Below are 24,381 nucleotides of genomic sequence, written 5' to 3'. Positions count from 1 at the left end.
GATGGCGGTGTATGAGTCAACCTCGATGTTGACTGAACCAAAGCTATCGCGAGCAGGCTCACCCCCACAGGGTTCTGTAACCGGTCTCATGGATTTTTCTGTCTTCTATAGTTTTTCACAAGGAACCCCTGCGATGTCCCTGCATCCGGAACTCAACGCCTTTCTCGACCTGGCCGAAGAAAGCCAGGCCGACGGTCCCGGGCCGTTTCACCTGTCGACGCCGGCCCAGGCCCGTGAGGCGTTCGAGCGCACCACCGGGCAATTGCGCTGGAACGCTCCGGCGGATGTGCAGTGCGCCGTTCACGCATTCACCGCCCGTGACGGCGCGCCGCTGACGCTGCGTCTGTACCGTCCGGCCACGGCCACGGCCACGGCTGCGGCCCAGGCACTGCCAGTGCTGGTGTACTTTCACGGCGGCGGCTATGTGGTCGGCAGCCTGGACTCCCACGATGGTGTCTGCCGCGAATTCTGCGCCCGGACACCGTGCGTGGTGTTGTCGGTGGGCTATCGCCTGGCCCCGGAGCACACCTTCCCGACCCCGCTGAACGACGGCGCCGATGCCCTCGACTGGCTGGCCCGGCAGGCCCGCGCCGAAGGCCTGGACCTCAGCCGTGTGGCGTTCGGTGGCGACAGCGTCGGCGCGACGCTGGCAACCGTGCTTGCGCTGCAAGCGGCCCGGGAACCCGCTTCCCTGGCGATCCAGCCGTGCTTTCAATTGCTCTGCTACCCGGTGACCGATGCGTCCACCAGCAGCCCATCCACCGAGCTGTTCGGCGAGGGGTATCTGCTGGAGAGCGAAACCCTCGAGTGGTTCTACCGGCACTACGCCAATGAGCCCACCGATCGTCTGGACTGGCGTTTCTCGCCGTTGCTGGCGCCCGGTTACCCAGGCATGGCCCCGGCCCTGATCGCCCTGGCCGGCCATGACCCGCTGCTCGACGAAGGCCGCGCCTACGCCCAGCGTTTGCGAGAGCAGGGGGTGAGCGTGGAGCTGATCGAATACACCGGCCTGATCCACGACTACCTGCGCTTGCAGAGCGTGGTGCCGGAGATTGACGAAGTGTACGCGCAATTGAGCCAAGCCTTGCGGACTGCACTCACTGCCTGAAACACCACAAATCCCTTGATGGGAGTGGTCTCAGGATTTGCATATGCCACAGCTCCTACAGTGGTTTGGGGTGGTCACAGGATTTGCATATGCCACAGATCCGCTGTGGGATGGTCTCAGGATTTGCATATGCCACTGATCTCCTGTGGGAGCGAGCTTGCTCGCGATAGCGGCAGGTCAGCCAGCACTTAAGTGCCTGATACACCGCCATCGCGGGCAAGCTCGCTCCCACAGTGGTTATGTGATGGTTCCAGGATTTGCAGGCACAAAAAAACCGGGCCTGGCCCGGTTTTTTTGTGTGTGGTGTTGCTTAGAAGTCGTAGGTCACGTCCAGCGAGGCCACGCGCTCCTGGCCGTAGTAGCAGCCGAACGAGTAGTTGCAGTTGGACACGTACTCGCGGTCGAAGACGTTCTGCACGTTCAGGCTGGTGGTGACGCCACGCAGGCTTGAGGTGGCCTTGCCCATGTCGTAGCTGATGGTGGTGTCGAACACCGTGTAGGCCGGGACGTCGAACGAGTTGGCCGCGTCGCCCGGCTTGCGGCCGGTGTGGCGGGCGCCTGCGCCGAAGGTCAGGCCGTTGAGGACGGCCTGGGTGAAGTGGTAGTCGACCCACAGCGTGGCGGAGAACGGCGCCTGTTGCTCGCTGCGGTTGTCCTCGTTGCCGTAGTTGTCCTTGGTGTAGAACGAGTCGAGGTAGGTGGCGGCGGCCATGACTTCGATGTTGTCGATGGAGGATTTGACTTCCAGTTCAACACCCCGTGAACGCACCTGGCCCGACTGGATCGAGTTCTGGGGATCAGCAGGGTCGCCGGTGACCAGGTTCTTCTGTTTGATCTGGAACACCGAGGCGGTAATCATCGTTTTGTCGAACGGCTGATACTTCACACCCACTTCGTATTGCTCGCCTTCGGTCGGTTTGAAGGCGTTGCCGCTAGCGTCCGTGCCCGTGGTCGGCAGGAAGGATTCCGAATAGCTGATGTAGGGCGCCAGGCCGAAATCGGTGACATAGGTCAGGCCGATCCGGCCGGTGAACTTGTTGTCACGCAGTGAGGAAACAGTGCGTGCCAGCAGATCCTTGTTGTCCACTTCGGCCCAGTCCTGGCGGCCACCCACGGTCAGAATCCACTTGTCCAGCTTGATCTGGTCTTGCAGGTAGACGCCGGTCTGGCGAACGGTGTTGTCCCACTGGGTGTCCAGCGTCGGGGTCACGCCGCTGGTGTCGTAGTTGTTGTTATTGCCGTACAGGTCGATTGGCGCGCCTGTGATGTTGTAGCCCTTGTATTTACGGTTGAAATGACGATAGTCCACGCCCGCCAGGGTGGTGTGCTCAAGGGCGCCGGTGTTGAATTTGTATTCCAGGTTGTTATCGACGGTGTAGGCAGTGTTGTGCTGTTGCCAGTCGAGTTTGTTGCGAGTGGCCTGGGTCTGATCATTCCCAACGAAACCACGCAGATAGAAGCCCCGATACTGGTCACGCACATCGGTGTAACGGGCCGTGGAGCGGAACGTCAGGTCATCGGTGAGGTTGTGGCTGAAGTCGTAGCCAAGGATGAACTGGTCACGCTTGTAGTCGTTCCACCGTGTGTCGCCGGAGAAAAAGTCCCGGTCGATCCGCTGGCCGTTGGGGCCGCGCTTCAGGGAGCCGATCATCGGCAGCGCCTGATAGTCTTCCAGGCCGTCATCGCGCTGGATCTGCGCCAGCACCGTCAGCGAGGTGTCTTCGTTGGGCGCCCAGGTCAGGCTTGGCGCCAGCAGCATGCGTTCGCTGTGGGTGTGATCGACTTGTTGGTTGCCTTTTTTCCCCACGCCGATGACGCGGTAGCTGAATTCCTTCTGGTCGTCGATCGGGCCGCTGGTGTCGAACGCGCCGTTGATCCGGTCATAGCTGCCCGCGCCCAGTTTGATCTGGCTGCGCTGTTCAGTGGTCGGGCGCTTGGAGACCATGTTGATCAGGCCGCCGGGCTGGTTCTGCCCATAAAGCACCGACGACGGGCCCTTGAGCACTTCGATGCGCTCCAGGGTATACGTATCGATTTGCGGCGCGCCGCCCAGGCTGCCGGCATAAGGCAGGTAGGCGCCATCGAGGTACAGCTGTGTGGGGGCGAACCCGCGGCTGGTGATTTCGTCGGCGATGGCGTTGCGGTCGGTGAAGCCGCTGGTGTCCAGGCCCGGCGTGTAGCGCAAGGCCTGGGTCAGGTTGCGCGCGCCCTGGGTGGCGATCTGGTCGGCGGTGACCACGTTGATGGTCTGCGGGATCTCCAGGATCGGCGTGTCGGTCTTGGTGCCGGTGGCGCTGCGAGTGGCGACGTAGCCGTCCACCGGGCCGTAGGCCGATTCCGCGGATTTACCAGTGATGGTCGTGGCGCCCAGTTCCAGGGAATCGCCCGCCGTCCTGGCGCGCACGCTGGCCGTGTTGCCTTGGATAGTGAACATGACGCCGGTCCCCACCAGCATCTGCGACAGCGCTTGCGCCGGCGACAATCGGCCGCTCACCGGCTGGCTGCGCAGGCCCTGGACATCATCGGCGCTGTAGAGCACTTGCATGTTCGATTGATTGCTCAATGCCTGCAGGGCACTCGCCAGCGACTGCGCTGGAATGTTGAGGTCGACTTCCTGTGCCTGGACCTGTGCGCTGAATGGCATGGCCAGCGCCAGGCTGAACGCAGTGGCGCTGAAGCCTGGTTGCAACAGGCGGCGCATGATCAGTGCCTTGGTAAAACGTGGAATCCCCGGAGTTGCTGGCATGTGTTTCACTCTTGCAGGTTTTAGTTTTAATAGGGGTGTAGTTGTTATCAATTCTTAATTAGGACGCACGACCCCGGAAAAACCAGAATGAGAATCGTGATTATTTACGCAGATTGCAGTTCGGTGATGACGCGGCCGGCTTCCATGCGCACCAATTGGTCGGCCACGTCGAAGTAACGGTCGTCGTGGGAAATCACGATGATGGTCTTGCCCAGGCGCTTGAGGTCCGGCAGCAGCTCGGTATAGAAAATCCGCCGGAAGGTCGGGTCCTGGTCGGCGGCCCATTCGTCGAAGACCAGCACCGGGCGTTCTTCCAGCCACGCATTGACCAGCGCCAGGCGCTTGCGCTGGCCGGTGGACAGGTCGGTGGTGGTGAAGGCGCCGTCGCGCACACTGACCTTGTGAGCGATCTCCAGGCGTTGCAGGTATTGGTTGGCATCGTCCGGGATATGGGTGTCGCCCTGGACGATGTCGTCGAACAGGTAGTAGTCGGCGAAAATCGTCGTGAACAACTGGCGATAGTCGTCGCGGGTCACGGCCGTCACCACGTGGTCGTTGAGGCGGATTTCCCCTTGTTGCGGCGCATACAGGCCCAACAGCAGCTTGATCAGCGTGGTTTTACCGCAACCGTTTTCACCCACGATAAACACGATGTCGCCCTGGTCGATCCTCAGGTTCACCGGCCCCAGGCGGAACGGCGCGGCGCCTTCCACCGCCGGGAAGCTGTAGGCCACATTGCTCAGTTCCAGCGTCTGCACTGGCGTTTTCGGCTGGCCCTGGTCGTTGAGCAACAGGTGCGGTTCAGGGGAGGAAAACTGCTCCGACAGCTCGGCGATGCGGCGGAAGGCGATCTGCGCACGGCTGACGATCGGCAGGGTGCCGATCAGGTGCTCCAGCGGACCTTTCATGTACAGCAACACCAGCACGAAACCGCTCATCACCGCTTTGTCGGCGCTCGGCCACAGCGATTGCAGGGCCAGGGCCAGGCCGATCACCACGAAGAACAGCATCGAGCCGAAGGTCTTGGCGATCACGAAGATGTTCACCGAACGGATCTGCGTGTCACAGATCTTGTCGGCGGTGTGCTCGATGCCCGAGACGAACATGCGTTGTCGACGAGGACGATGGATGCGCAGTTCCTTGGCGCCTTCGGCGATGGCGTTGTAGTGCTTCTGCAATTCGTCCTCGGAGTCGCGAGCGTCCATGAAGCCCTTGATCCCACGACCGCGGGCGATGTACTGCACCACGGTGCCGATGACAATCGCCACGACCATCATCAGAAACATCGGCCACGACAGCACTGCCAGGTAACCCATGCACCCTAGGGTGACGGTCAGGGAGATGGCCAGGGGGGCGAAGGCGAAGGCGAAATCGCTGATGGTGTCGACGTCGTGGGTCAGCACCGGGATCAGGCGATGGCTGCGGTAGCGTTCGATCTGCTGGATGGGGGCCGACAGGACTTTTTCCCCCAGCTCCTTGCGCAGCTTGGCGATGATCTTCTGGCCGACGTAGTTGGTGCCGATGTCGGAACAGATGGAACTGACCAGGGCCAGCAGGCACAACCCGGCGAACACGCCCACCACGGTGTGGCTCAGCCCACCGTCGGCGTGCAGCACCTGGTTGATGGTCGCCAGCAGCACGGTCACGCTCAGGCCACCGACCATGCCCAGCAGGATGGCGCCGATGACAATCAGCCGGAAGGGTTTGAGCAGGGTGAACAATTCATTGATCACCCCGCGTTTTGGTTGGCTCATGGAGGTTTCCCTGCTAGATGAAAAGGGCGAAGGCCATCGCGGGGCATTCACCACATGGCTGGAGGACGGCGGCACGCCGGGTTGGGGCGCGCCCACCTGTAGAACGATTGGGAGGGGAGGGAATTTATCCTGTGGGAGCAAGGCTTGCCCGCGATGAAGGCAACGCGGTTCTTTTTTGAGATCGAGGTGTCTGTATCGCGAGCAAGCTTTGCTCCCACATGGGGTCTCGCGAGCAAGCTTTGCTCCACATGGGGCCGCGTTGCGTTCGGTTTACATATCCCGCGCCACCCGAAAACCGATCCAGTCGCCGCGATCACCCGGCACCAGCGCATTGCGGTTGCCGGAGCGGGAGAACACCGGTGCTTCACCCCAGTCGTTGCCGCGAATGCGCTTGAACTCGCACTTGCCGGTCAGCCAGGCGCTGCCGTCGCTCGGCGCACCCACGTAGTTTTCGTTGTAGCAATCGGCGGTCCATTCGTAGACGTTGCCGTGCATGTCGTACACACCAAAGGCGTTGGGCGCGAAGCTGCCGGCCGGGGCGGTGAAGTTGTAGCCGTCGGCCGCGCCGTAGGTGTTGGCGTGCTGGGCGATGCTGTATTCCTTGCCTTCATCGAACGGGAAGGGGAACGGCCCGGTGCTGCCGCCGCGTGCCGCGTACTCACGCAGGGATTCGCTGACCAGCCGGTAGTGCTTGCCGGTCTTTTTCGACAACCACGCCACGTAGGCATTGGCCTCGGCGAAATCCATGCACACCGCCGGGTGCCGGTCGGTGTATTGCTTGCGTGGGTCGCTGCCCTGGTAGTCCGGAATGCCAGCCTTGCACGCCCGACCGGGTCGTTCATCGCCGTCGGGCATGGTGTAGCCGGTGTCGCGCAGGTAGGCGAACCATTCGCCCTTGAGCACCTGGAAGCGACTGATCGCCAGCGGCTTGGCGAACGTCACCGGGTGCAGCGGGCCTTCGTCGGGCTCGCGGCCCACTTCGTCGTCCGGGGTGCCCATCTGGAAGGTGCCGGTGGGCAGCACGACCATTTCCGGGCAGTCCTTGCAATCGCGAAAGACCTGGCCCGGTTGCGAGGCCTGGGCGCCGGAGGGCAGCAGGGCGGCGAGGGCCAGTGCCGGGAGTAGCGTCAAGGAAAAACTGTTCATCCATTTCTCTCGATAAAGTCAGGTTCAGAGTGTCTTGGCCAGCAAGCCCATGAAGCGATCGATCTCGGCTTCGGTATTGAGCAACCCCGGCGCGGTGCGGATTACCGGCCCCGCATCACGATGCACGGCGTCGGCGATCACACGGTTCTTCATCAGGTAGGCGGCGACCTCATCGCTGTCGCGGCCCTTGACCCGGAAGAAGGTGAAACCCGCTGACAGCTCCGGGCTCAGGGGCGTGACCAGCTCGATCTGCGGCTGTGCCACCAGCTGTTTTTTCAGGTAGCTGTTGAGGGCGTGGATGCGCGCCTGCACTTCGGCCTTGCCCAGTTGCAGGTGCAACTTGAACGCTTCATCCGCCGCCCAGCGATGTTCAAAGGCGTGGTAGCCGCCGGGCGTCATGGTGGTGGAAAACGCCGTGGCTTCGGAGAAGGTCGGAATGATCGGTGTGACGTACTTGACCTCTTCGCTACGGCTGCACACCAGGCCGGTGCCTCGCGGGCCGAACATCCATTTGTGAGTGCCGGCGATGAAGAAGTCGCAGTTCATCGCCGGGAAGTTCAGGTCCTCGACGCCGAACCCGTGCACGCCGTCCACCACGTAAATGATCCGTTGCTCCTCGCTGCGGCCCTGGTTGTGCTTGTCCACCAGGGCGCCGACCTTGTCGATCGGCAGCTTCACGCCGCTGCCCGAATGCACCCAGGTCATGCCCAGCACCCGTGTCTCCGGGCGGATGTTGCGCTCGATGGCCGTGAGGATTTCCTCGTGGCTGGCGTTGTGGGCGTTCTCGAACAGCTTGATTTTGCGTACCCGGGTGCCGTCCCGTCGGGTGCGCAGGTCGAGAATGGTGTGGGTGGCGTAATGTTCGTGGGTGGTGGTGAGGATTTCCTGATCGGCTGCCACATGGACGCCGCCGTAGATGATCGACAGGCCTTCGGTGGTGCTGCCGGTGAGGGCAATCTGCTTCGGGGTCGCTTGCAGGTAGCGACCGGCCCAGGTGCGGACGTTTTCCTCGCGTTCTTCGGTGACGCCCAGGTCCCAGTCCATCAACAGCCCGGGGTTTTTATCCAGGGCGGCGCGGTGCCGCTCGATGGCCTCGCGCACCGGGCGCGGGTGGGTGGTGACCAGGAAATTGGAGAAGTGCAGGTAGTCGGGGTCTTGGTCGAACAGTGAGCGCAGCTGTGCCCATTTATCCTTGGGCAGCGGTGGCAGGGGATCGGCGCTGGCCGTGTTGGGCAGGCTGGCAGCCAGGGGCAGGCCGGCAGCGAGGATTGCGGCCTGCTTCAGGAAGGTGCGACGCTCATTCATGGCTGGGCCGCCTTCTGGGTCGAGGCGATGGCGGGGCGGGCGGCTTTCTGGACCTGATCCCAGACCCGCAGGAAATTGCCGCCCCACAGTTTGGCGATGTCGGCTTCGGAGTAGCCGCGGGTCAGCAGTTCGGCGGTGACGTTGCGGATGTCGCCGACGTTCTCCCAGCCTTCCACACCGCCGCCTTCGTTGAAGTCCGAGCTGATGCCGACGTGGTCGATGCCGATCTTGCGTACGGTGTAGTCGATGGCGTCCCCCACGTCCTTGAGGCTGGCCTTGGGTTCCTCTTCGAGGATGCCGTAGAGCTGGCCGGCGTATTCGCCGAACTTCTGTTCCGGCCAGGCAGCGATGATCGGGTCGCCGGGCATCAGTGCCATCGCCAGGTTGGGCAGCGGCGGCAGGTCGAAGCGTTCGCGCAGGGCGTTGAGTTTATCCTGGGTCTTTTGCGTCAGCGGGCGCAGGTATTGGGAGAAACCGACGATCTGCACCACGCCGCCACTGGCCTTGATCAGTTGCATTTCCTTGTCGCTGAGGTTGCGCGGGATGTCGACCATCGCTCGTGGCGCCGAATGGGAGGCCACCAGCGGCGTGCGGCTCAGTTGCGCGACTTGCTCCAGGGCCTGGGTCGACATCTGCGACACGTCGATGATCACGCCCAGGTCGTTCAGGCGTGTCACCGCCTGCTTGCCAATCTCCGAGAGGCCGCCGAGGGCGTCGGGCGAGTCGTTGAAGAACGGCAGCGGTCGTGATGAGTCGGCCCAGTCGTTATTGCCGATGTAGCTGAAGCCGAACATGCGCATGCCGCGCGCCGTCCACAGGTCCAGCAGGTTCAAGTCGTGGCCCAGGGGGTAGGCGTTGAGCATGCTGATGAAAATCGCGAACTTGCCTTCGCCGTGCAGGCGGCGGAAATCATCCGGGGTGTAGGCAATGGCGACCTGGTTGGGAAAGTCCCGGATCAGGCCGGTGATGATCTTGTAGCGCACTTCCTGCTGGTTGCGCGCCTCTTCGACGAAACCGGCGGTGGGCTTGTGCGGGGCGTTGGGGCCGTTCCAGATCTCGGGCCAGCCGAACACCGTCAGTGCCGCGCCGGACAGCTGCCCGCGGTTGGCTTTCACCAGGTCGAACTGGCCGCTGCCGTCCTTGTCGGCTTCATTGCCGGCGGTGCCGAAATCCAGCGGCACGGTGATGTGGCTGTCGAAGGACAGCAGGCGTTCGTGCAGTTCCCTTGCCTCTTTCATCACGTTGACCGGGTAGCCGGGATTGTCCCGCCACCAGTGGTCCCAGGCCGCGACGCCTGCACCGACGGCCAACGCCAGGGCCAGGGGCAGGCCGATGAAAAGAGCCTTTTTCGAACGAGGTGTTGTCATTGCCGATCTCAGTCAGGTTCGCCTTGGAAGGACAGGCGCGGGGCCTTTGCTATCTGGGGAGAACGAGTGGTCGGGCGGGAAATTTAGGTGCCCTTGGGGCCGCCATCGCGAGCAAGCTCGCTCCCACATTGGAACGCGGTCAACCTGTGGGAGCGAGCCTGCTCGCGATGGCGGTCTGACAGTCGACCGATCTCTCGCGGATGTACCAGATTCATTGTGGGAGCGAGCTTGCTCGCGATGAGGCCCTCACAGCCCCTATAAATTTGACAGCCCCCTCATCGTTCTAGCTTGGATAAAGCCCGCTCCAGGGCCGAACACAGGTAAGGCAATGACGATTTCTCGACGATGGTTCATGGCAGGCCTGGCGCTGACCGGTGCCGCCGTGCCTGCGGTGTATTACGGGCATCGCGAACTGACCCGGCCGGACCCGACCATCACCCCCGGCGAGGCCTCGTTCGACGTGGCCGACGTGGCGGGTCAGCGCCGGGCCGATACGTTGCGGGGCATCTGGACGATCCGTTTCACCGGCCGCGACGCCGGTCTCGAAGGCTTGCCCCAGGACGATCTACAGATCTTCCTCGATATCGGCCAAAGGGGCCGTGGCCTGGTGGGGTACCTCGACAGCGCCGAACGCTTGCGCGGTGCCGATGAGTCGCGTTACCGGGTGTTGGGCGACTTGGCCGGCACCGACCCGAAGCAACTGAGCTGGCGGTTGGTGAGTACTCGACAGGACGCGCCGGACTATGAATTCATCATGACCCTGGACGAAGTCTGGGCCGGCTTCGGCAATGCCGGCAGCGCCACCCTCAGCGGTCGGGCGTTGCGCCTGGACCGTCCCTTGGCGTTGCCTGAGCAGGACAATCAGTTCGTCGCCGTCAAGCAGCGCTTCCCCGAGGCCCGCGAGCGCACGCCGCTGAGCCCGGCGCTGCTGGCCTGGCTGGTGTCGCCCGAGCACCGGTTGTTCCACCAGCTCTGGCACGCCTCGCGGGACAAATGGCACACCCTGGACGAAGACAAGCGCAATGCCCTGCGCGGCATTGGCTGGCAGCCCGGCCCAAGGGATCAGGAGCGCGACGCCCGCGGCCCGCGCAAGGATCGCAACGGCTCGGGGGTGGACTTCTTTTTCATGCACCGGCACATGCTCGGCACCGCCCGTTCGTTCCAGCCGCTGCCGTCGTGGCCGCGCTTTCCTTTGCCGCAACCGGAGCTGGAGCGTGATCGCCAGGGGTTCGCCCGCTATTTCGACAACCACGACGGCACGGCCTTGCCGCCTACCTGGCTGGCCGATGGCGATGAGCAATACGCCCAGTGGGTCAGCGACATCAAGACCGCCGAGACCTACCACAGCAATTTCCAGGTCTGGGAATCGCGCTATCGCGACCCGCGCTACCTGTCGAAACTGACCCTTGGCCAGTTCGGTTCGGAAGTGGAACTGGGCCTGCACGACTGGCTGCACATGCGCTGGGCCTCGGTGCCGCGCGACCCGTCCAACGGCCATCCAGTGCCGTTCGCCCGCGACCCGGACGACTTCGCCGCGCGCTGGTATGCCCCGGAAAACGACTTCCTCGGCGATCCGTTTTCCTCCCACGTGAGCCCAGTGTTCTGGGCGTTCCACGGCTGGATCGACGACCGCCTCGAAGACTGGTTTCGCGCCCACGAGCGTTTCCACCCGGGGGAAGTGAGCCGGCTAAAGGTCAGCGGTGTGCCCTGGTTCGCCCCGGGCCGCTGGGTGGAAATCGCCGACCCTTGGCTGGGCCCGGACACCCACGGTTGCAGCACCACGCCGGGGCTGCAGCTCGGACGCTCGGTGGAAATGGACCCGGAAACCATGAAACTTGCCCTGCGCATTACGTTCGGCAGCGATGACAAAAAGCTCTCCGAACTGTTTCGCCGTGTGCCGCAACGACCGTGGTATGCGCGCAATCTCAAGTCCAAACCGGTTTAACTCCCTCTGCACGCTGTCCACAGAACTTAAGGCAAACACTGTTGTGGCGAGGGGATTTATCCCCGCTGGGCTGCGCAGCAGCCCCAATCATCAACACCTCGGTGTGTCAGATATTTTTGAGGGAGCTGGTTTGGGGCTGCTGCGCAGCCCAACGGGGATAAATCCCCTCGCCACAAATGTCGCTTGGCTTGAGGTTAGTGTGAGGTGCTAACGCGGCGCGGCAATGTCCAAGGCACGGTTTGCCAGCAGCTCACTCAGCTCGACCATCTGCTGGATCCCCAGGGCAAAACTCCGCCGTGCGCCTTCCAGATCAAAGGCCAGTTCGTTGGCCATGACATTGACTGACGCAAGGGTTTCGCTGAGGTTGGCCAGCAGGCATTCCAAGTCCGCACTCTCTGCAACGGTGAACAACTGGCCCGGCGGTGGAGTGGGTTTTTCAGGTTTGGGGTCGAGGTAGTAGGAGAGGGCGCGGTCGGCGGCTTCGTCGAGTTTTTTGGAATCGCCTTCGGGAGGATTGGGGGTGATCTTGAACATTGGTGCAGCTCCTGATTATTCAAAGGGCGCTGCCAGACATCACTTGCAGATGATGGGTGGCAGCTATGCGCGGGTCTGCAAGACCGGGAAACCAGGAACCCGGCAGACCCGAAGGTCTCCCGCACACAGCCGCCATTGAGCGACACGGACGTGTCGATTGGCTTGTGGCTATGCGCCTGGTATTTCGTCGGGCTTGCAGACCCGATCACTGATGGGCAGTGACGGGAAACAAGTTATCGACAGGAGGTTAGGCGCACAAGCCGGCGGATTCTGGCGTAGTTGTAGGCAATGACGCAAGGCAACGTAGCCTCACTCGGGAGTCCTACATGGCCGGATAAACAGAACCCAAGCCGAACACTATTTGTGGCTAGGAGATTTATCTGTGGGAGCAAGGCTTGCCCGCGATGCAGGCACCTCGGTCCTCGGAAACCGTGTCGTCTGCATCGCGGGCAAGCCTTGCTCCCACAGGAGATCACCCTAGCCGCAATGTATTATTTGGCTTGAAGGTGGGTTCGAGGCCTACATCACCCGCCAGCCCCCGCCCAACGCCTTGTACAACGCCACACTCGCCTGCACCCGCGCCAATCTCAGCTGCACGTTCATGTCCTGGGCGGCGTACAGCGTGCGTTGGGTTTCCAGTACGGTGAGCAGGTCTTCGGCGCCGGCCTGGTAGCGACGTTGGGCGATGTCGAAGGCGGTCTGGGCCTGGTGCAGTTCTTCGCTTTGCCATTGCCGTTGGCGGTCGAGGCCGTTGATGCCGTTCAGGGCTTTTTCGACGTCGGCGACGCCGTTGATGATGGCGGCGCGGTAGAGCTCCAGCAGTTCCTCCTGACGGGCGCTGGCTTTGTTTCGTTCGGCTTTCAGGCGACCATTGTTGAAGATCGGCGCGGCGATTCCGGCGGTGAGGTTGTAGACGTTGTTGCGCAGCAACTGGTCGGCGATGTCGGCGCCAGTGCCCAGGCTCAGGCCCAGGGTGACAGAGGGCAACATGGCGGCGCGAGCCACGGTGATGTCGGCCTGGGCGGCGGTGAGGCGCGCTTCGGCGGCGGCGATGTCCGGGCGACGGCGCAGCAGTTCGCTGGGCACGCCGACATCGATGGCCGGCCAGTGCAGGCGGTCGAAACTGTCGTCATCGAGCCTGACCGACTGCACCGGTTGCCCCAGCAGCGTCGCCAGGGTGATCACGGCTTCCCGGGCCTGTTGCTGCACTTGGGGCACGCGGCGTTGCTGGGCCGCCACCAGGCTTTTTTGCTGGGACAGTTCCAGGGCCGTGGCGCTGCCGGCGTCGTAGCGGGTCTGCACCAGGTCGAGCACGCGCTGGGCGTTGTCCAGGTTCTGTTCGGCGATGCGCTGTTGCTCGCGCAGGGACAACGCCTGGGTGTAGCTGTTGGCGACGCCGCTGAGCAGAGTCAACTCCACCGTCGCCCGGTCGAACTGGCTGGCCGCCAGCGTGCTCAGCGCACTGTCCCGAGCCGCCCGTTTGCCACCCCAGAAGTCCAGCTCATAGGTGGCACTGAGGTTGGCGTCGTAGTAATCGATGGTGCGGTTGTTCCGATCCACGTCCAGCTGGCTGTAGCCCTTGCCCCGCAGCAACTCCTGGCGATTACCGTTGAGCCCGGCCGTGACCGCTGGCAGCAACGGCGCGCCGGCGATCACCGCGCTGGCCTGGGCCTGGCGCACCCGGGCCATGGCGGCGGCCAGGTCGTGGCTGTCCCGTCGCGCCTGTTCGATCAGCCGGTTCAATGGCGGGCTGCCGAAATGGGTCCACCACTGCTGGTTGTCCGCGCGGGCGCTGGGTGTATCGAGGTGCTGCCAGGCCGGTGGCGGCTGGATGCCGCTGTCCGGTGCCGACACCGGGGTGGCGCAGGCCGCCAGCAACAGGCTGGCGGCCAGGAGGGTCAGGTGCGCTTTCATAGGGTGGGGTTCATTCACTGGTGAGGGCCGCGACCGGGTCGAGGCGGGCGGCCTTGCGGGCGGGCATGAAGCCGAAGACGACGCCGGTGACCAAGGCGCAGCCGAAGGCACCGAACACCGCCAGCCATTCAAAGGCCACGGCGATCTTGCCCAGCAGCAACGCGCCGCCCACCAGCAGGGCCAGGCCGATACCGGTGACCCCACCGACCACCGAGAGCATCACTGCTTCGGTGAGGAATTGGCGCAGGATGTCGCGCTGGCGGGCGCCGGTGGCCATGCGGATACCAATCTCGCGAGTGCGTTCGCGCACGGTCATGAGCATGATGTTCATCACGCCGATGCCGCCCACCAACAGCGAAATCGCGGCAATGGCACCGAGCATCAGCGACAGCGTGCCCTGGGTGCGCGCTTCGGCCTGGATCATCGCGGCGTTGTTGGTCAGCTCGAAATCCTGTTTGCCGTCGTGCAGGCGCAACAGGGTGCGGGAGATCGCCTGTTCGGCCTCCTTGACCTTGCCGGCGTCCCGGGCGGCGATCACCACGTATTCGGGATGACGCGTGCCGAACAACCGCACGCTGGCGGCGGAGTAGGGCACGGCGATGCGATTGTCGGCGTCCGAATCCCCGGAGCTGGAGCCTTTTTCCGCCAGCACGCCGACCACCTGGAACGGCATGTTCTCGATCAGGATGTAACGGCCGATGGGGTCGACGACGTCCTTGAGCAGTTTCTGCCGGACCTTGTGGCCGATCACCGCCACCGCCGCGGCGCCGCGTTCATCGGCGTCGGTAAAGTAACTGCCCTCGGCCACCGGCCAATTGAAGATGGTCGGGAAGTTCGTATCGTTGCCGCCCACATAGCTGGTGTGGTCGAGGTTGCCGAAGCGCACGCTGGCTTCGGCGCCGTTGACCGGCATGATCCGTTGCACTTCGGGTAGGGCGGCGAGGGCGGCCAGGTCATCGTCGCGGATGATGCCCTTGGCGGCACGCGGGCTGGGGGCGCTGCCGTTAAGGTAGATGATGTTGGAGCCGAAGGCGCCCATCTGGGCCATGACCTGGCGCTTGCTGCCTTCGCCCACGGCCAGCATCACCACCACCGAGGCCACGCCGATGACAATGCCGAGCAGGGTCAGGGCGGTGCGAAAGCGATTGATCCACATCACCCTCCATGCTGCCTGTATGGCGTCCAGCAGCTCGCCTTTCCAGGCACCGTTGTGTTCGCTGCCGGCACTCAGGCGCTGGCGCAGGTCCACGGCTTGCAACGCCTTTGGATTGGCTTGCGCGTCGTGGGGCAAAGCGGTGGCGCTGTCGCTGATGATCAGCCCATCACGGATCTCGATGATGCGCTTGGCCCGGGCCGCCACTTCGCGGTCGTGGGTGATCAGGATCACCACGTGGCCCTGGCTCGCCAGTTCGTCGAGCAACGCCATGACCTCGATGCCGCTCTGGCTGTCGAGGGCACCGGTGGGTTCGTCGGCGAGGATGATGTGGCCGCCGTTCATCAAGGCCCGGGCAATCGACACCCGTTGCTGCTGCCCGCCGGAGAGCTGATGGGGACGGTTGCCGGTGCGGCTGGCCAGGCCCAGGCGCTCGAGCAGGGCGCTGGCCCGGACGTGGCGCTCGGCGGCGGAGGTGCCGGCGTAGATGGCCGGCATCTCGACGTTCTCCTGGGCGGTGCCGGAAGGAATCAGGTGATAGCCCTGGAACACGAAGCCGAACGCTTCGCGTCGCAGCCAGGCCAGTTCATCGCTGCCCAGATTGGCGACGTCTTCGCCGGCGAAACGGTACTCGCCGCTGGTGGGGCGGTCGAGGCAGCCGAGGATGTTCATCAGGGTCGATTTACCGGAACCGGAGGCGCCGACAATCGCCAGGAATTCCCCAGCGTGGATGGACAAATCGATGCCGCGCAGCACCTCCACCCGGGGGCTGTCGCCACCGCCGTAGGCCTTGCGAATGTCCCGTAGTTCGATCAGGGGCGTGTTCATTCAGCCCCCGCTGCCGACAGCCGAGCCGATCAGCACCCGCTCGCCCTCATTCAGGCCGTCGACGATCTGGGTGCGCAGTCGATCACTGACGCCGGTACGCACGGTCCGCGGCTGAACCTCGCCGTTTTCGGCCAGCACTTGCACTTGGCCGGCATTGTCTTGCAATGCGGCGCTGGGCACGGTCAGTACGTCTTGGGCCTGGGCGGCGACGAAAAACACCTGGGCAGTCATGTCGGTCATCAGCGCGCGGTCGGCGTTGTCGACGTCGAGCAACACGGTGTAGAGCACCACCCGTTCGCTGCCACTGCGCCCGCCGGTGGGGCTGCCACCCTGGCTGGCTTCCAGCGGGCGCGGTGGCACCGGCAAGATCTGCCGAACGGTACTGCTCCAGCGCCGGCTGCCGCCGGCCAGGGTGGTGAAGTAGGCGGTCATGCCTGGCTTGACGTGGCCGATGTCGGCTTCCGAGACTTCGGCCCAGACGGTCATGGGCGATAACCGGGCGATGCGCAGGATCAACGGGGTTTGCTGCTGGGCGTTGAGGGTCTGGCCTTCCCGGGCTCCGACGGCGACCACGGTGCCGCTCATCGGCGCATAGATGCGCGTGTAACCCAACTCGGCCTCGTCGCTGCGCAGGCTGGCCTGGGCCTGGCGGATCTGCGCCTGGAACATGTCGATGCGCGCCTGGGTCGCCCGCACTTCGGCCTGGGCGGTCTGCACGTCTTCCTCGCGGGTGGCGCCGCCGGCCTTGAGTTGCTGCTGGCGGCGGAATTTCTGCTGCGCCAGGTCGTGCTGGGCGCGCTGCTCCTGGAGCTGGGCCTTGAGGTTTTCAATCGAAAAACGCCCGGCGTCGAGCTTGGCTTTTTGCGTGGACGGGTCGATTTCCACCAGCAGTTGGCCTTCACGCACCTCGTCGCCGGCTTCCACGTGAATCTTCTGGATCTGCCCGGACGCCTGGGCGCCTACATCCACGTAACGTCGGGGTTGCAGGGTGCCGAGGGCGGTGACGCTGTTTTCGATATCGCCACGGGTAACGGGCGCGGTGACCAGGGGCGCACGGCTGGGCACGACCGCTTGCCACGCGGCGAAGGCCACGGCCGGAAGCAGGGCAAAGGTGAGAAGCCAGGCGCGTCGGGTAGGGCGGGGACGTTTCATGCAGGGTTCCGGCCGGTGATATCGGGCCCATCCCAGGAAGGGCGGGGACGGGGGGCTGTTCTGGTAAACGAGCGTTCCGGGCAGGAATTTAGTGGGGTGAAATACTTGGTAGCAGTTGAAACGACATGGCCCGTGGCGAGGGAGCTTGCTCCCGCTGGGCCGCGAAGCGGCCCCAGGACCTGAGTCCCCAGTTTTAAAAGTGTCGCCTGCTTTGGGCCTGCTGCGCAGGCCAGCGGGAGCAAGCTCCCTCGCCACACCAGCGGTACTCGGCGCCAATGGAAATAAACGAATCCGCCTAGATACAAACCAATGCTTTAAATCTATATGAGAATTACTATAAATTACGCGATTGAATCTGCCACTATCGTGCCATGCCCTTTTCCGGCATGCCGGGTGGCACAGGGATAGCTGTCGCAGTCATTGCGCACGGGAGTCATGTTGGAAAACTACTATCGCGAGCTGGTGTGTTTCCTGAACGCCAAGCTAGGCAACCGCCAGGCGGCCGAGGATGTGGTGCATGACGCCTACGTGCGGGTGCTGGAGCGTGCCAGCGACACGCCCATCGAACAGCCTCGGGCATTCCTCTACCGCACGGCGCTGAACCTGGTGATCGACGGGCATCGGCGCAATACCCTGCGCCAGGTCGAATCCCTGGATGTGCTGGACAGTGAAGAACGCTTCTTCACGCCGTCGCCCCACACCAGCCTCGATCATGGCCAGCGCCTGGACATGCTGCAGCGCGCCCTGGCCGAGCTGCCGCCGCTGTGCCGCGAGAGTTTCCTGCTGCGCAAGCTCGAAGGCCTGTCCCACCCGCAAATCGCCGAGCGCCTGGGCATTTCCCGGGCATTGGTGGAAAAGCACATCGTCAACGCCATGAAGCACTGTCGCGTTCGCGTGCGTCAGTGGGACGCGCCCTGATTCGATCGTCGCCGGTCACCCGGCGGTAAATTTTTTTTCATTGTCCTCGTTCCTCTCAACAGACGACTTGCCGGCGCCGCGAATGCCGGTCAGGTTCCCCAGGCTTTTCGTGCCCTGTTGAGGGGCTTTTCCAGAGGACACTGGACATGACACAGGCAATTGCATCGCCCATCGTTCACGACTTGATCGGCATTGGCTTCGGCCCTTCGAACCTGGCGCTGGCCATCGCGCTGCAGGAGCGGGGGCCGGTCCAGGGTGAACTGGACGTGCTGTTCCTCGACAAGCAGGCCGACTACCGCTGGCACGGCAACACCCTGGTGACCCAGAGCGAGTTGCAGATTTCCTTCCTCAAGGACCTGGTGACCCTGCGCAACCCCACCAGCCCGTATTCGTTCGTCAATTACCTCAAGCACCATGGTCGCCTGGTGGACTTCATCAACCTGGGCACCTTCTACCCGTGCCGCATGGAGTTCAATGACTACCTGCGCTGGGTGGCCGGACACTTCACCGAACAGAGCCGCTATGGCGAAGAAGTGCTGCGCATCGAACCGGTGCTGCACAACCAGCAGGTCGAAGCGCTGCGGGTGATTTCCCGGGATGCCCAGGGCGAAGAGTTGGTGCGTACCACCCGTTCGCTGGTGGTCAGTGCCGGTGGTACGGCGCGCATCCCCGAGGCGTTCAAGGCCTTCAGGGATGACGCGCGGGTATTCCACCATTCCCAGTACCTGGAACGCATGGCGAGCCAGCCATGCGTGAAGGGCCAGCCGATGAACATCGCCATCATCGGCGGTGGGCAGAGCGCGGCGGAGGCCTTCATCGACCTCAACGACAGCTTCCCTTCGGCACAGGTCGACATGATCCTGCGCGGCTCGGCCTTGAAGCCGGCGGACGACAGCCCGTTCGTCAACGAAGTGTTCTCGCCGGAGTTCACCGACCTGGTGTTCCAGCAACCCCACAGCGAGCGCGAGCGGCTGGTCAACGAGTACCACAACACCAACTATTCGGTGGTGGACATCGACCTGATCGAACGCATCTACGGGATTTTCTATCGTCAGAAAGTCTCTGGCATTGCCCGTCATGCGTTCCGCACCCTCACCACGATCGAGAAAGCCACGGCCACTGACGCCGGCGTGGAACTGGCGATGCGCAACAATGCCACCGGCGAGCTGACGGTGCGCCGTTATGACGCCGTAGTGCTGGCCACCGGTTACGAGCGGCAGATGCACCGCACCCTGCTGGAGCCGCTGGCGCAGTACCTGGGGGATTTCGAGGTGGATCGCAACTACAAGCTGATCACCGACGAACGCTGCAAGGCGGCGATCTACATGCAGGGCTTCTGCCAGGCCAGCCATGGCCTGAGCGACACCTTGCTGTCGATCCTGCCGGTGCGTGCCGATGAGATCGCCGGTTCGCTGTATGAGCATGGGAACAATCGCGGGCAGGCGCGTCCGGTGCGTGATCGGTTGCTCGCCGCCGTATAGGCCCTGTGGGAGCGAGTCACTCGCAAGAAATCTATCAGTCAACGCACCCCCCTGTGGGAGCGAGCTTGCTCGCGATGGCGTCGTGTCAGTCACTTCAATATTGGCTGAGCTGACGCCTTCGCGAGCAAGCTCGCTCCCACAGGTTCGGGTCCTGGCCTCCAGTCACTCACAGGAAATTCTTCAGAAACTTCCTACACTCATGTCATGCGTCTGTTCGACAGGCGCATCGACGGTTCGCTGTTCCCTCGTATTGGCAGTCTGAACCCGCAGCCGGTCACCCTGACTGAATGTGCAGTCGACGGTGTTCCGGGCCGACTACGCCAAGCGAAACACCCTGACCAGATGATGCTGCTTCTACGCACAGGCCTGGTGGCGCTGTTGCTGGGCTCTTTGAGTGTGGCGCCACCGGTGGACGCGGCGCCTGAGTCGTTGCAGGTGCTCGGGCGCTCCCACGTGGATGATTATTCGGTGTCCCTCGACGCCGCCGACTGGGCCTGGCTGCGCCAAAAGGGCACGTTGCTGCTGGGTGCCTCGGCGCCGGACTATGCGCCTTTCAGCATCACCGGCAATGGTCGCGACTACGAAGGCCTGACCGCCGACTATGCGCAATTGCTGGGGCAACTGTTGCACGTCAAGGTGCAGGTCCAGCGCTATCCGTCCCACGCCGAATTGCTCCAGGCCTTGCGCGGCGGTGAGATCGACCTGCTCGGCACCGCCAACGGCTTCGAAGCCGCCGATCCGGACCTGACGATGTCCCAGCCCTATGCCGATGACTTGCCGACCCTCGTGGCCCGCATCGACGACAGCCAGGACTTGCCCACGGACCTGGCGGGCAAGCGGGTGGCGATGCTCTATCACTACTTGCCGCCGGAAACCGTCGAGGCGTTTTATCCCGAGGCCTCCTTGCAGTTGTTCCCCTCGACCTTGAGCGCCATCGGCGCCGTGGCGTTTGGTCAGGCCGACGTCTACCTGGGGGACTCGATCAGTACCAACTACCTGATCAGCAAAAATTATCTGAACAACGTCCAACTGGCTGATTTCTCGCGCCTGGAAGTGCAGCCGTTCGCCTTTGCGGTCAATCGCGACAATGGGCGCGTGTTGCGCATCGTCAACGCCGCGTTGCAAGCCATTCCCGCCAGCGAACGCATGATCATCCTGCGGCGTTGGAGCGCTGGCGGGGCGAGCATGCCCGGTCAGCAGGCGCTGCATTTCAGCGTCAACGAGCAGCGTTGGCTGGATGCCCATCCGCGGATCAGGGTGGCGGTCAACGAAAACTTCCTGCCACTGACGTTCTTCGACGAGCAAGGCCATTTGCGCGGCATCGGCGCCGATGTGCTGGCCCGCGTCAGCCTGCGCACTGGTTTGAAATTCGATGTGCAGCGGGGTGATTCGGTTGATGATTTGATCGGGCAGATCAAGAGCGGTAAGGCCGACGTCCTGGCGACCGCCATCCCCAGTGCCGAACTCGAGGACGAGTTGCGCTTTACCCGACCGTACCTGGCGAACCCGTTCGTGCTGGTGGTGCCGGTCAGGGCCAAGGCGCTGACCTTGGACCAGATGGCGGGCAAGCGCGTGGCCCTGGTGCGTGGCAATGTGCTGCGCGAGTTCCTGCTGGAGCAGTTCCCCCGCGTGCAGCTGGTGGCGGCGCAGAATGCGGCCGACGCCATGGCCATGGTCGCCGCCGGCACGGCGGACGCTGCGATCAATCCGCTGATCAGCGCCCGCTACATGATCTCCCGCCAGTACCGCGACACGCTGCAAGTCACCAGCACCGTGGGCACGTTGCCCGCGCACGTTGCCCTGGCGACGAACCGGGGCGCCTTGGAGCTTTACTCGATCCTGGACAAGGCGTTGTTGAGCATCACGCCGGAAGAGATGGACGAACTGACCAACCGCTGGCGCAGTGAGGTGGTGATCGACGACAGTTATTGGCTGCGCAACCGCACCACGATCCTCCAGGGATTCGCCGTTGCTGCGCTGCTGTTGCTGGTGGCCTTGGGCTGGGGTGTTTATCTGCGGCGCCTGCTGGAACAATTGCGCGTGGCCAAGGAAAGCGCCGACGAGGCCAATCGGGCCAAGACCACCTTCGTGGCGACCATGAGCCATGAGATCCGCACACCCATGAATGCGGTGATCGGCCTGCTGGAGCTGGCGCTGAAGAAAGCCGACCAGGGCGTCGTGGACCGATTCGCCATCGAAGTCGCGTCGGGTGCTGCCCACGGCATGCTGGACTTGATCGGCGACATCCTCGACATCGCCCGCATCGAGTCGGGCAAGCTGTCGCTGGCGCCGCAACGGGCCAATCTGCACACGTTGATCGAGTCGGTGGCGCGGATCTTCGAGGGCCTGGCCTGGCAGAAGCACCTGCGTTTGCACTGGGTGCTGGACGTCGGGGTCAACCGCGACGTGTTGATTGATCCATTGCGTTTCAAGCAGATCGTCTCGAACCTGTTGAGCAACGCCATCAAGTTCACCGACCAGGGCGAAGTGCACCTGAGTGTGCACGGCGAGCTGGACGCTGAACACGGGCGTCTTGGCATTTGCCTGCGAGTCGAGGACACCGGTTGCGGCATTTCCCCCGAGGATCAGCGCCGCTTGTTCAGCCCCTTTACCCAGGCCGGCCATCACCCTCAATCGGTCCGCAGCGGTTCCGGGTTGGGGTTGGTCATCAGCCGCACGTTATGCGAGATGATGGGCGGCACCCTGACGTTGCGCAGCGTGCCGGGGGAGGGCACGCAGGTCGAGGTTCTGCTGGACCTGCCCTTGCTCGATGCGCTGCCGGCGGCGCCTGCCGAGGTCGAGGCGCTGCTGCCGGTCCCGGCGCTGAGTATTCTGGTGGTCGACGACTACCCGGCCAACCGCTTGCTGTTGTCCCAGCAACTGGGCTACCTGGGGCATCGCGTCCGCGAGGCACAGAACGGTGTCGAAGGTCTGCAGGCCTGGCGCGGCGAACACTTCGATGTGGTCATCACCGACTGCAACATGCCCTTGATGAGCGGTTACGAACTGGCCCGGGCCATTCGCGACGAAGAGCGCGACCGCAACCTGTCGCCGGTGCTGATCCTGGGGTTCACGGCCAACGCCCAGCCCGAGGAAAAGGAGCGTTGCGCCGAGGCCGGGATGGATGATTGCCTGTTCAAGCCCATCGGCCTCAGGGCACTCAATGCGTGCCTGGCCTCGGTCATGCCGGATGCGCGGGCGCCCCAGTCCAGCGATGGCCTCGACTTGACCGGCCTGGAGCAATTGACCGGTGGTGACACGCGCGCCATCAGGGCGCTGTTGGAGGAGCTGGTCAACAGCAATGCCGAAGATCAAGCGCGACTGCTGCAGTTGGCCACCCGACAGGACTTGCCAGGCCTGGCGGACCTGGCACACCGGATCAAGGGCGGGGCGCGGATCATCCAGGCGCAACGTCTGATCGCCGCCTGCGAGGCACTGGAAAGCGCTTGTCGAGAAGGCGACAGGTCGCTGCTTGCTGAAGCCGTGGAAGACCTTCGCCAAGCCATCGAGCACCTGGCGGAACGACTCAAGACCTACATGGAAGGCGTCGTAGCCGAGTAGGAACTGTAGGAGCTGACGAGTGCAACGAGGCTGCGATCTTTCCCCAGACACTTGAATCCCAAGCAAAAGATCGCAGGCTTCGCCAGCGCCTACAAAGCGCCGTGCAGGATAAATTCCATCGTCATAGGGGCTGTGTCTGGCTTCATTTTAGGAATAGTCCTACATCGCCCTTCAAACGCTTCCTCTAGCCTGAGCGCCCTTAATGTTCTTGAGCCGGTGCCTACCTGGCGCATTGCTATTGGAAAGCTTGCCATGCCGAACAAAGCACTCCGTATCCTGATTGCCGATACCCAACATACCCATCGAATCGTGCTGGAGCGTCTGTTCAACCAACAGGGCTATTTCCGGATTGTCCCCGTGAGCCATTTGCAGGAGTTGCTGACGCTGGTGGAATACGGCAGCGAGCCGTTCGACCTGATTGTCGTCAACGCCCAACTGGCCGGTGGTGCACTGGATCTGCACGATTTTGTTGTCTATAACCCACAGGTTCGCCACGGGATGATTTACAACACGCAACCGGCCAGTCAGTCGCCGGTGCCTGTCGCGCGTCGATCGAGCCTGCACTTGAGCCAGGCGCCACTGCCTGACCTGGCTTCACTGCGGCGCTTGATGGAGCGGGTTGATCCTCAGGTCCATGAGCCGCTGCCAGCATGGGGGCGTCCCCTCAGGCAGGGGCATGGACACTGAACCTGACCGTTGGTCTGCCCTGTCAGGCCTGACAGGTGGCAAGGCCCGGCGCTTGTGCAAGAGTCCGGTGTGGTCATGGCGCCGGTGCCGTTTGTATTGTTTTGGGGAACTGCCTTGAAAGACGTGTTGATCGTGGATGACCACCCTGTCATACGAGGGGCGCTGCGGCTTATTTGCCAGAATGAGGCGTTCACCCAAATCAGGGACGCCAGCGGCGCGGCCGATGCCAGGGCCCTCATCAAGGAGGGCGCGCCAGACCTGGTGATCCTGGACCTGGTGATGAACGGTTTCGACGGCCTGGACCTGCTGGTCTGGATCATCGCCCAGTTTCCTGAATGCGGCGTGCTGGTGTTCACCTCCCAGGATGCGCAGCACTTCTGCAACCGCTGCATCTCGGCCGGAGCCCGAGGCTTTGTGACCAAGAAAAGCGACCTGAAGGAACTGACCAAGGCCATCCAGGCATTGAAGTCCGGTTATGCCTATTTTCCCCAGATGTCCGTCCGGCTGGACTTCCAGCAACGCAGTGAGCAACAGGCGCTGGAAAGCCTCTCCACCCGCGAGCTGTCCATCTTGCGCATGCTGGCCATGGGCATGCGCGGCAAGGACATCGCTGAAAGCCTGTTCCTGAGTCCGAAAACCGTCAGCACCTACAAGACTCGGCTGTTGGAAAAACTCGGGTTGCAATCCTTGGTGGGGCTGTCGGAGTTTGCCAAGCGCAATCATCTTTGAATGAGCTACCCCCAAACCTGTGGGAGCGAGCTTGCTCGCGATAGCGTTCTGTC

Annotated in this window: 16 protein-coding genes; 7 read left to right on the top strand and 9 right to left on the bottom strand. The window is 63.2% G+C overall.

Features of this window, described 5'->3' with window-relative positions:
* Positions 1-133 precede the first annotated feature (133 nt).
* The gene (locus tag AC3A5O_RS21335; protein WP_487753688.1) at positions 134-1,108 is read left to right on the top strand and encodes an alpha/beta hydrolase; all 975 of its coding nucleotides are present in this window, start codon (positions 134-136) and stop codon (positions 1,106-1,108) included.
* A gap of 310 nt (positions 1,109-1,418) precedes the next feature.
* Here AC3A5O_RS21335 and AC3A5O_RS21330 read toward each other — a convergent pair whose 3' ends face one another.
* The 5 genes from AC3A5O_RS21330 to pvdM all read right to left on the bottom strand — a co-directional run bounded on the left by AC3A5O_RS21330 (position 1,419) and on the right by pvdM (position 9,426).
* A complete protein-coding gene (locus AC3A5O_RS21330) occupies positions 1,419-3,854 on the bottom strand; it encodes a TonB-dependent siderophore receptor (RefSeq protein ID WP_122569500.1) in 2,436 nt (811 codons plus the stop codon).
* Positions 3,855-3,958: 104 nt separating this feature from the next.
* A complete protein-coding gene (locus AC3A5O_RS21325; protein WP_487753687.1) occupies positions 3,959-5,608 on the bottom strand; it encodes a cyclic peptide export ABC transporter in 1,650 nt (549 codons plus the stop codon).
* Between the two features lie 270 nt (positions 5,609-5,878).
* Positions 5,879-6,754 (bottom strand): dihydropyoverdine dehydrogenase, encoded by an 876-nt coding sequence (pvdO, locus tag AC3A5O_RS21320; RefSeq protein WP_305467758.1) that lies wholly within the window; start codon positions 6,752-6,754, stop codon positions 5,879-5,881.
* A 24-nt stretch (positions 6,755-6,778) separates the two neighbouring features.
* On the bottom strand, positions 6,779-8,059 hold the full coding sequence (pvdN, locus tag AC3A5O_RS21315; RefSeq protein ID WP_487753686.1) for a pyoverdine-tailoring periplasmic protein PvdN: 1,281 nt from the start codon (positions 8,057-8,059) through the stop codon (positions 6,779-6,781).
* The gene (gene pvdM, locus AC3A5O_RS21310) at positions 8,056-9,426 is read right to left on the bottom strand and encodes a pyoverdine-tailoring dipeptidase-like protein PvdM (RefSeq protein WP_487753685.1); all 1,371 of its coding nucleotides are present in this window, start codon (positions 9,424-9,426) and stop codon (positions 8,056-8,058) included. Before pvdM ends, pvdN begins: the two co-directional genes overlap by 4 nt.
* 328 nt (positions 9,427-9,754) lie before the next feature.
* Between pvdM and pvdP the strand changes: the two genes are divergently transcribed.
* Positions 9,755-11,371, top strand: a complete 1,617-nt coding sequence (gene pvdP / locus AC3A5O_RS21305; RefSeq protein ID WP_122569505.1) for a pyoverdine maturation tyrosinase PvdP — start codon at positions 9,755-9,757, stop codon at positions 11,369-11,371.
* 207 nt (positions 11,372-11,578) lie between these two features.
* Here the strand turns inward: pvdP and AC3A5O_RS21300 are convergent, their stop codons facing one another.
* The 4 genes from AC3A5O_RS21300 to AC3A5O_RS21285 form a co-directional block, all read right to left on the bottom strand.
* Positions 11,579-11,905: a DUF6124 family protein gene (locus AC3A5O_RS21300; protein WP_305481898.1), complete on the bottom strand. Its 327-nt coding sequence runs from the start codon at positions 11,903-11,905 to the stop codon at positions 11,579-11,581.
* Positions 11,906-12,424: 519 nt separating this feature from the next.
* Positions 12,425-13,819 (bottom strand): efflux transporter outer membrane subunit, encoded by a 1,395-nt coding sequence (locus AC3A5O_RS21295; protein WP_487753684.1) that lies wholly within the window; start codon positions 13,817-13,819, stop codon positions 12,425-12,427.
* A 10-nt stretch (positions 13,820-13,829) separates the two neighbouring features.
* Positions 13,830-15,800, bottom strand: a complete 1,971-nt coding sequence (locus AC3A5O_RS21290; protein WP_487753683.1) for a MacB family efflux pump subunit — start codon at positions 15,798-15,800, stop codon at positions 13,830-13,832.
* Positions 15,801-16,952, bottom strand: a complete 1,152-nt coding sequence (locus tag AC3A5O_RS21285; protein ID WP_122569509.1) for an efflux RND transporter periplasmic adaptor subunit — start codon at positions 16,950-16,952, stop codon at positions 15,801-15,803.
* 435 nt (positions 16,953-17,387) lie between these two features.
* Between AC3A5O_RS21285 and AC3A5O_RS21280 the strand changes: the two genes are divergently transcribed.
* The 5 genes from AC3A5O_RS21280 to AC3A5O_RS21260 all read left to right on the top strand — a co-directional run bounded on the left by AC3A5O_RS21280 (position 17,388) and on the right by AC3A5O_RS21260 (position 24,328).
* The gene (locus tag AC3A5O_RS21280; protein ID WP_122569510.1) at positions 17,388-17,870 is read left to right on the top strand and encodes a sigma-70 family RNA polymerase sigma factor; all 483 of its coding nucleotides are present in this window, start codon (positions 17,388-17,390) and stop codon (positions 17,868-17,870) included.
* A 146-nt stretch (positions 17,871-18,016) separates the two neighbouring features.
* Positions 18,017-19,351 (top strand): lysine N(6)-hydroxylase/L-ornithine N(5)-oxygenase family protein, encoded by a 1,335-nt coding sequence (locus AC3A5O_RS21275; RefSeq protein ID WP_305467745.1) that lies wholly within the window; start codon positions 18,017-18,019, stop codon positions 19,349-19,351.
* Positions 19,352-19,693: 342 nt separating this feature from the next.
* Positions 19,694-22,912: a transporter substrate-binding domain-containing protein gene (locus AC3A5O_RS21270; protein WP_487753692.1), complete on the top strand. Its 3,219-nt coding sequence runs from the start codon at positions 19,694-19,696 to the stop codon at positions 22,910-22,912.
* 252 nt (positions 22,913-23,164) lie between these two features.
* Positions 23,165-23,599, top strand: coding sequence for a PleD family two-component system response regulator (locus AC3A5O_RS21265; RefSeq protein WP_122569512.1), 435 nt, complete (start codon positions 23,165-23,167; stop codon positions 23,597-23,599).
* Positions 23,600-23,713: 114 nt separating this feature from the next.
* Positions 23,714-24,328, top strand: a complete 615-nt coding sequence (locus tag AC3A5O_RS21260) for a response regulator transcription factor (RefSeq protein WP_305490841.1) — start codon at positions 23,714-23,716, stop codon at positions 24,326-24,328.
* Positions 24,329-24,381 lie beyond the last annotated feature (53 nt).

Source organism: Pseudomonas sp. Soil_N_39 (assembly GCF_057655955.1).
The sequence above is the reverse complement of the archived record's forward strand: the minus strand, read 5'-3'. Positions and strand labels throughout refer to the sequence as shown.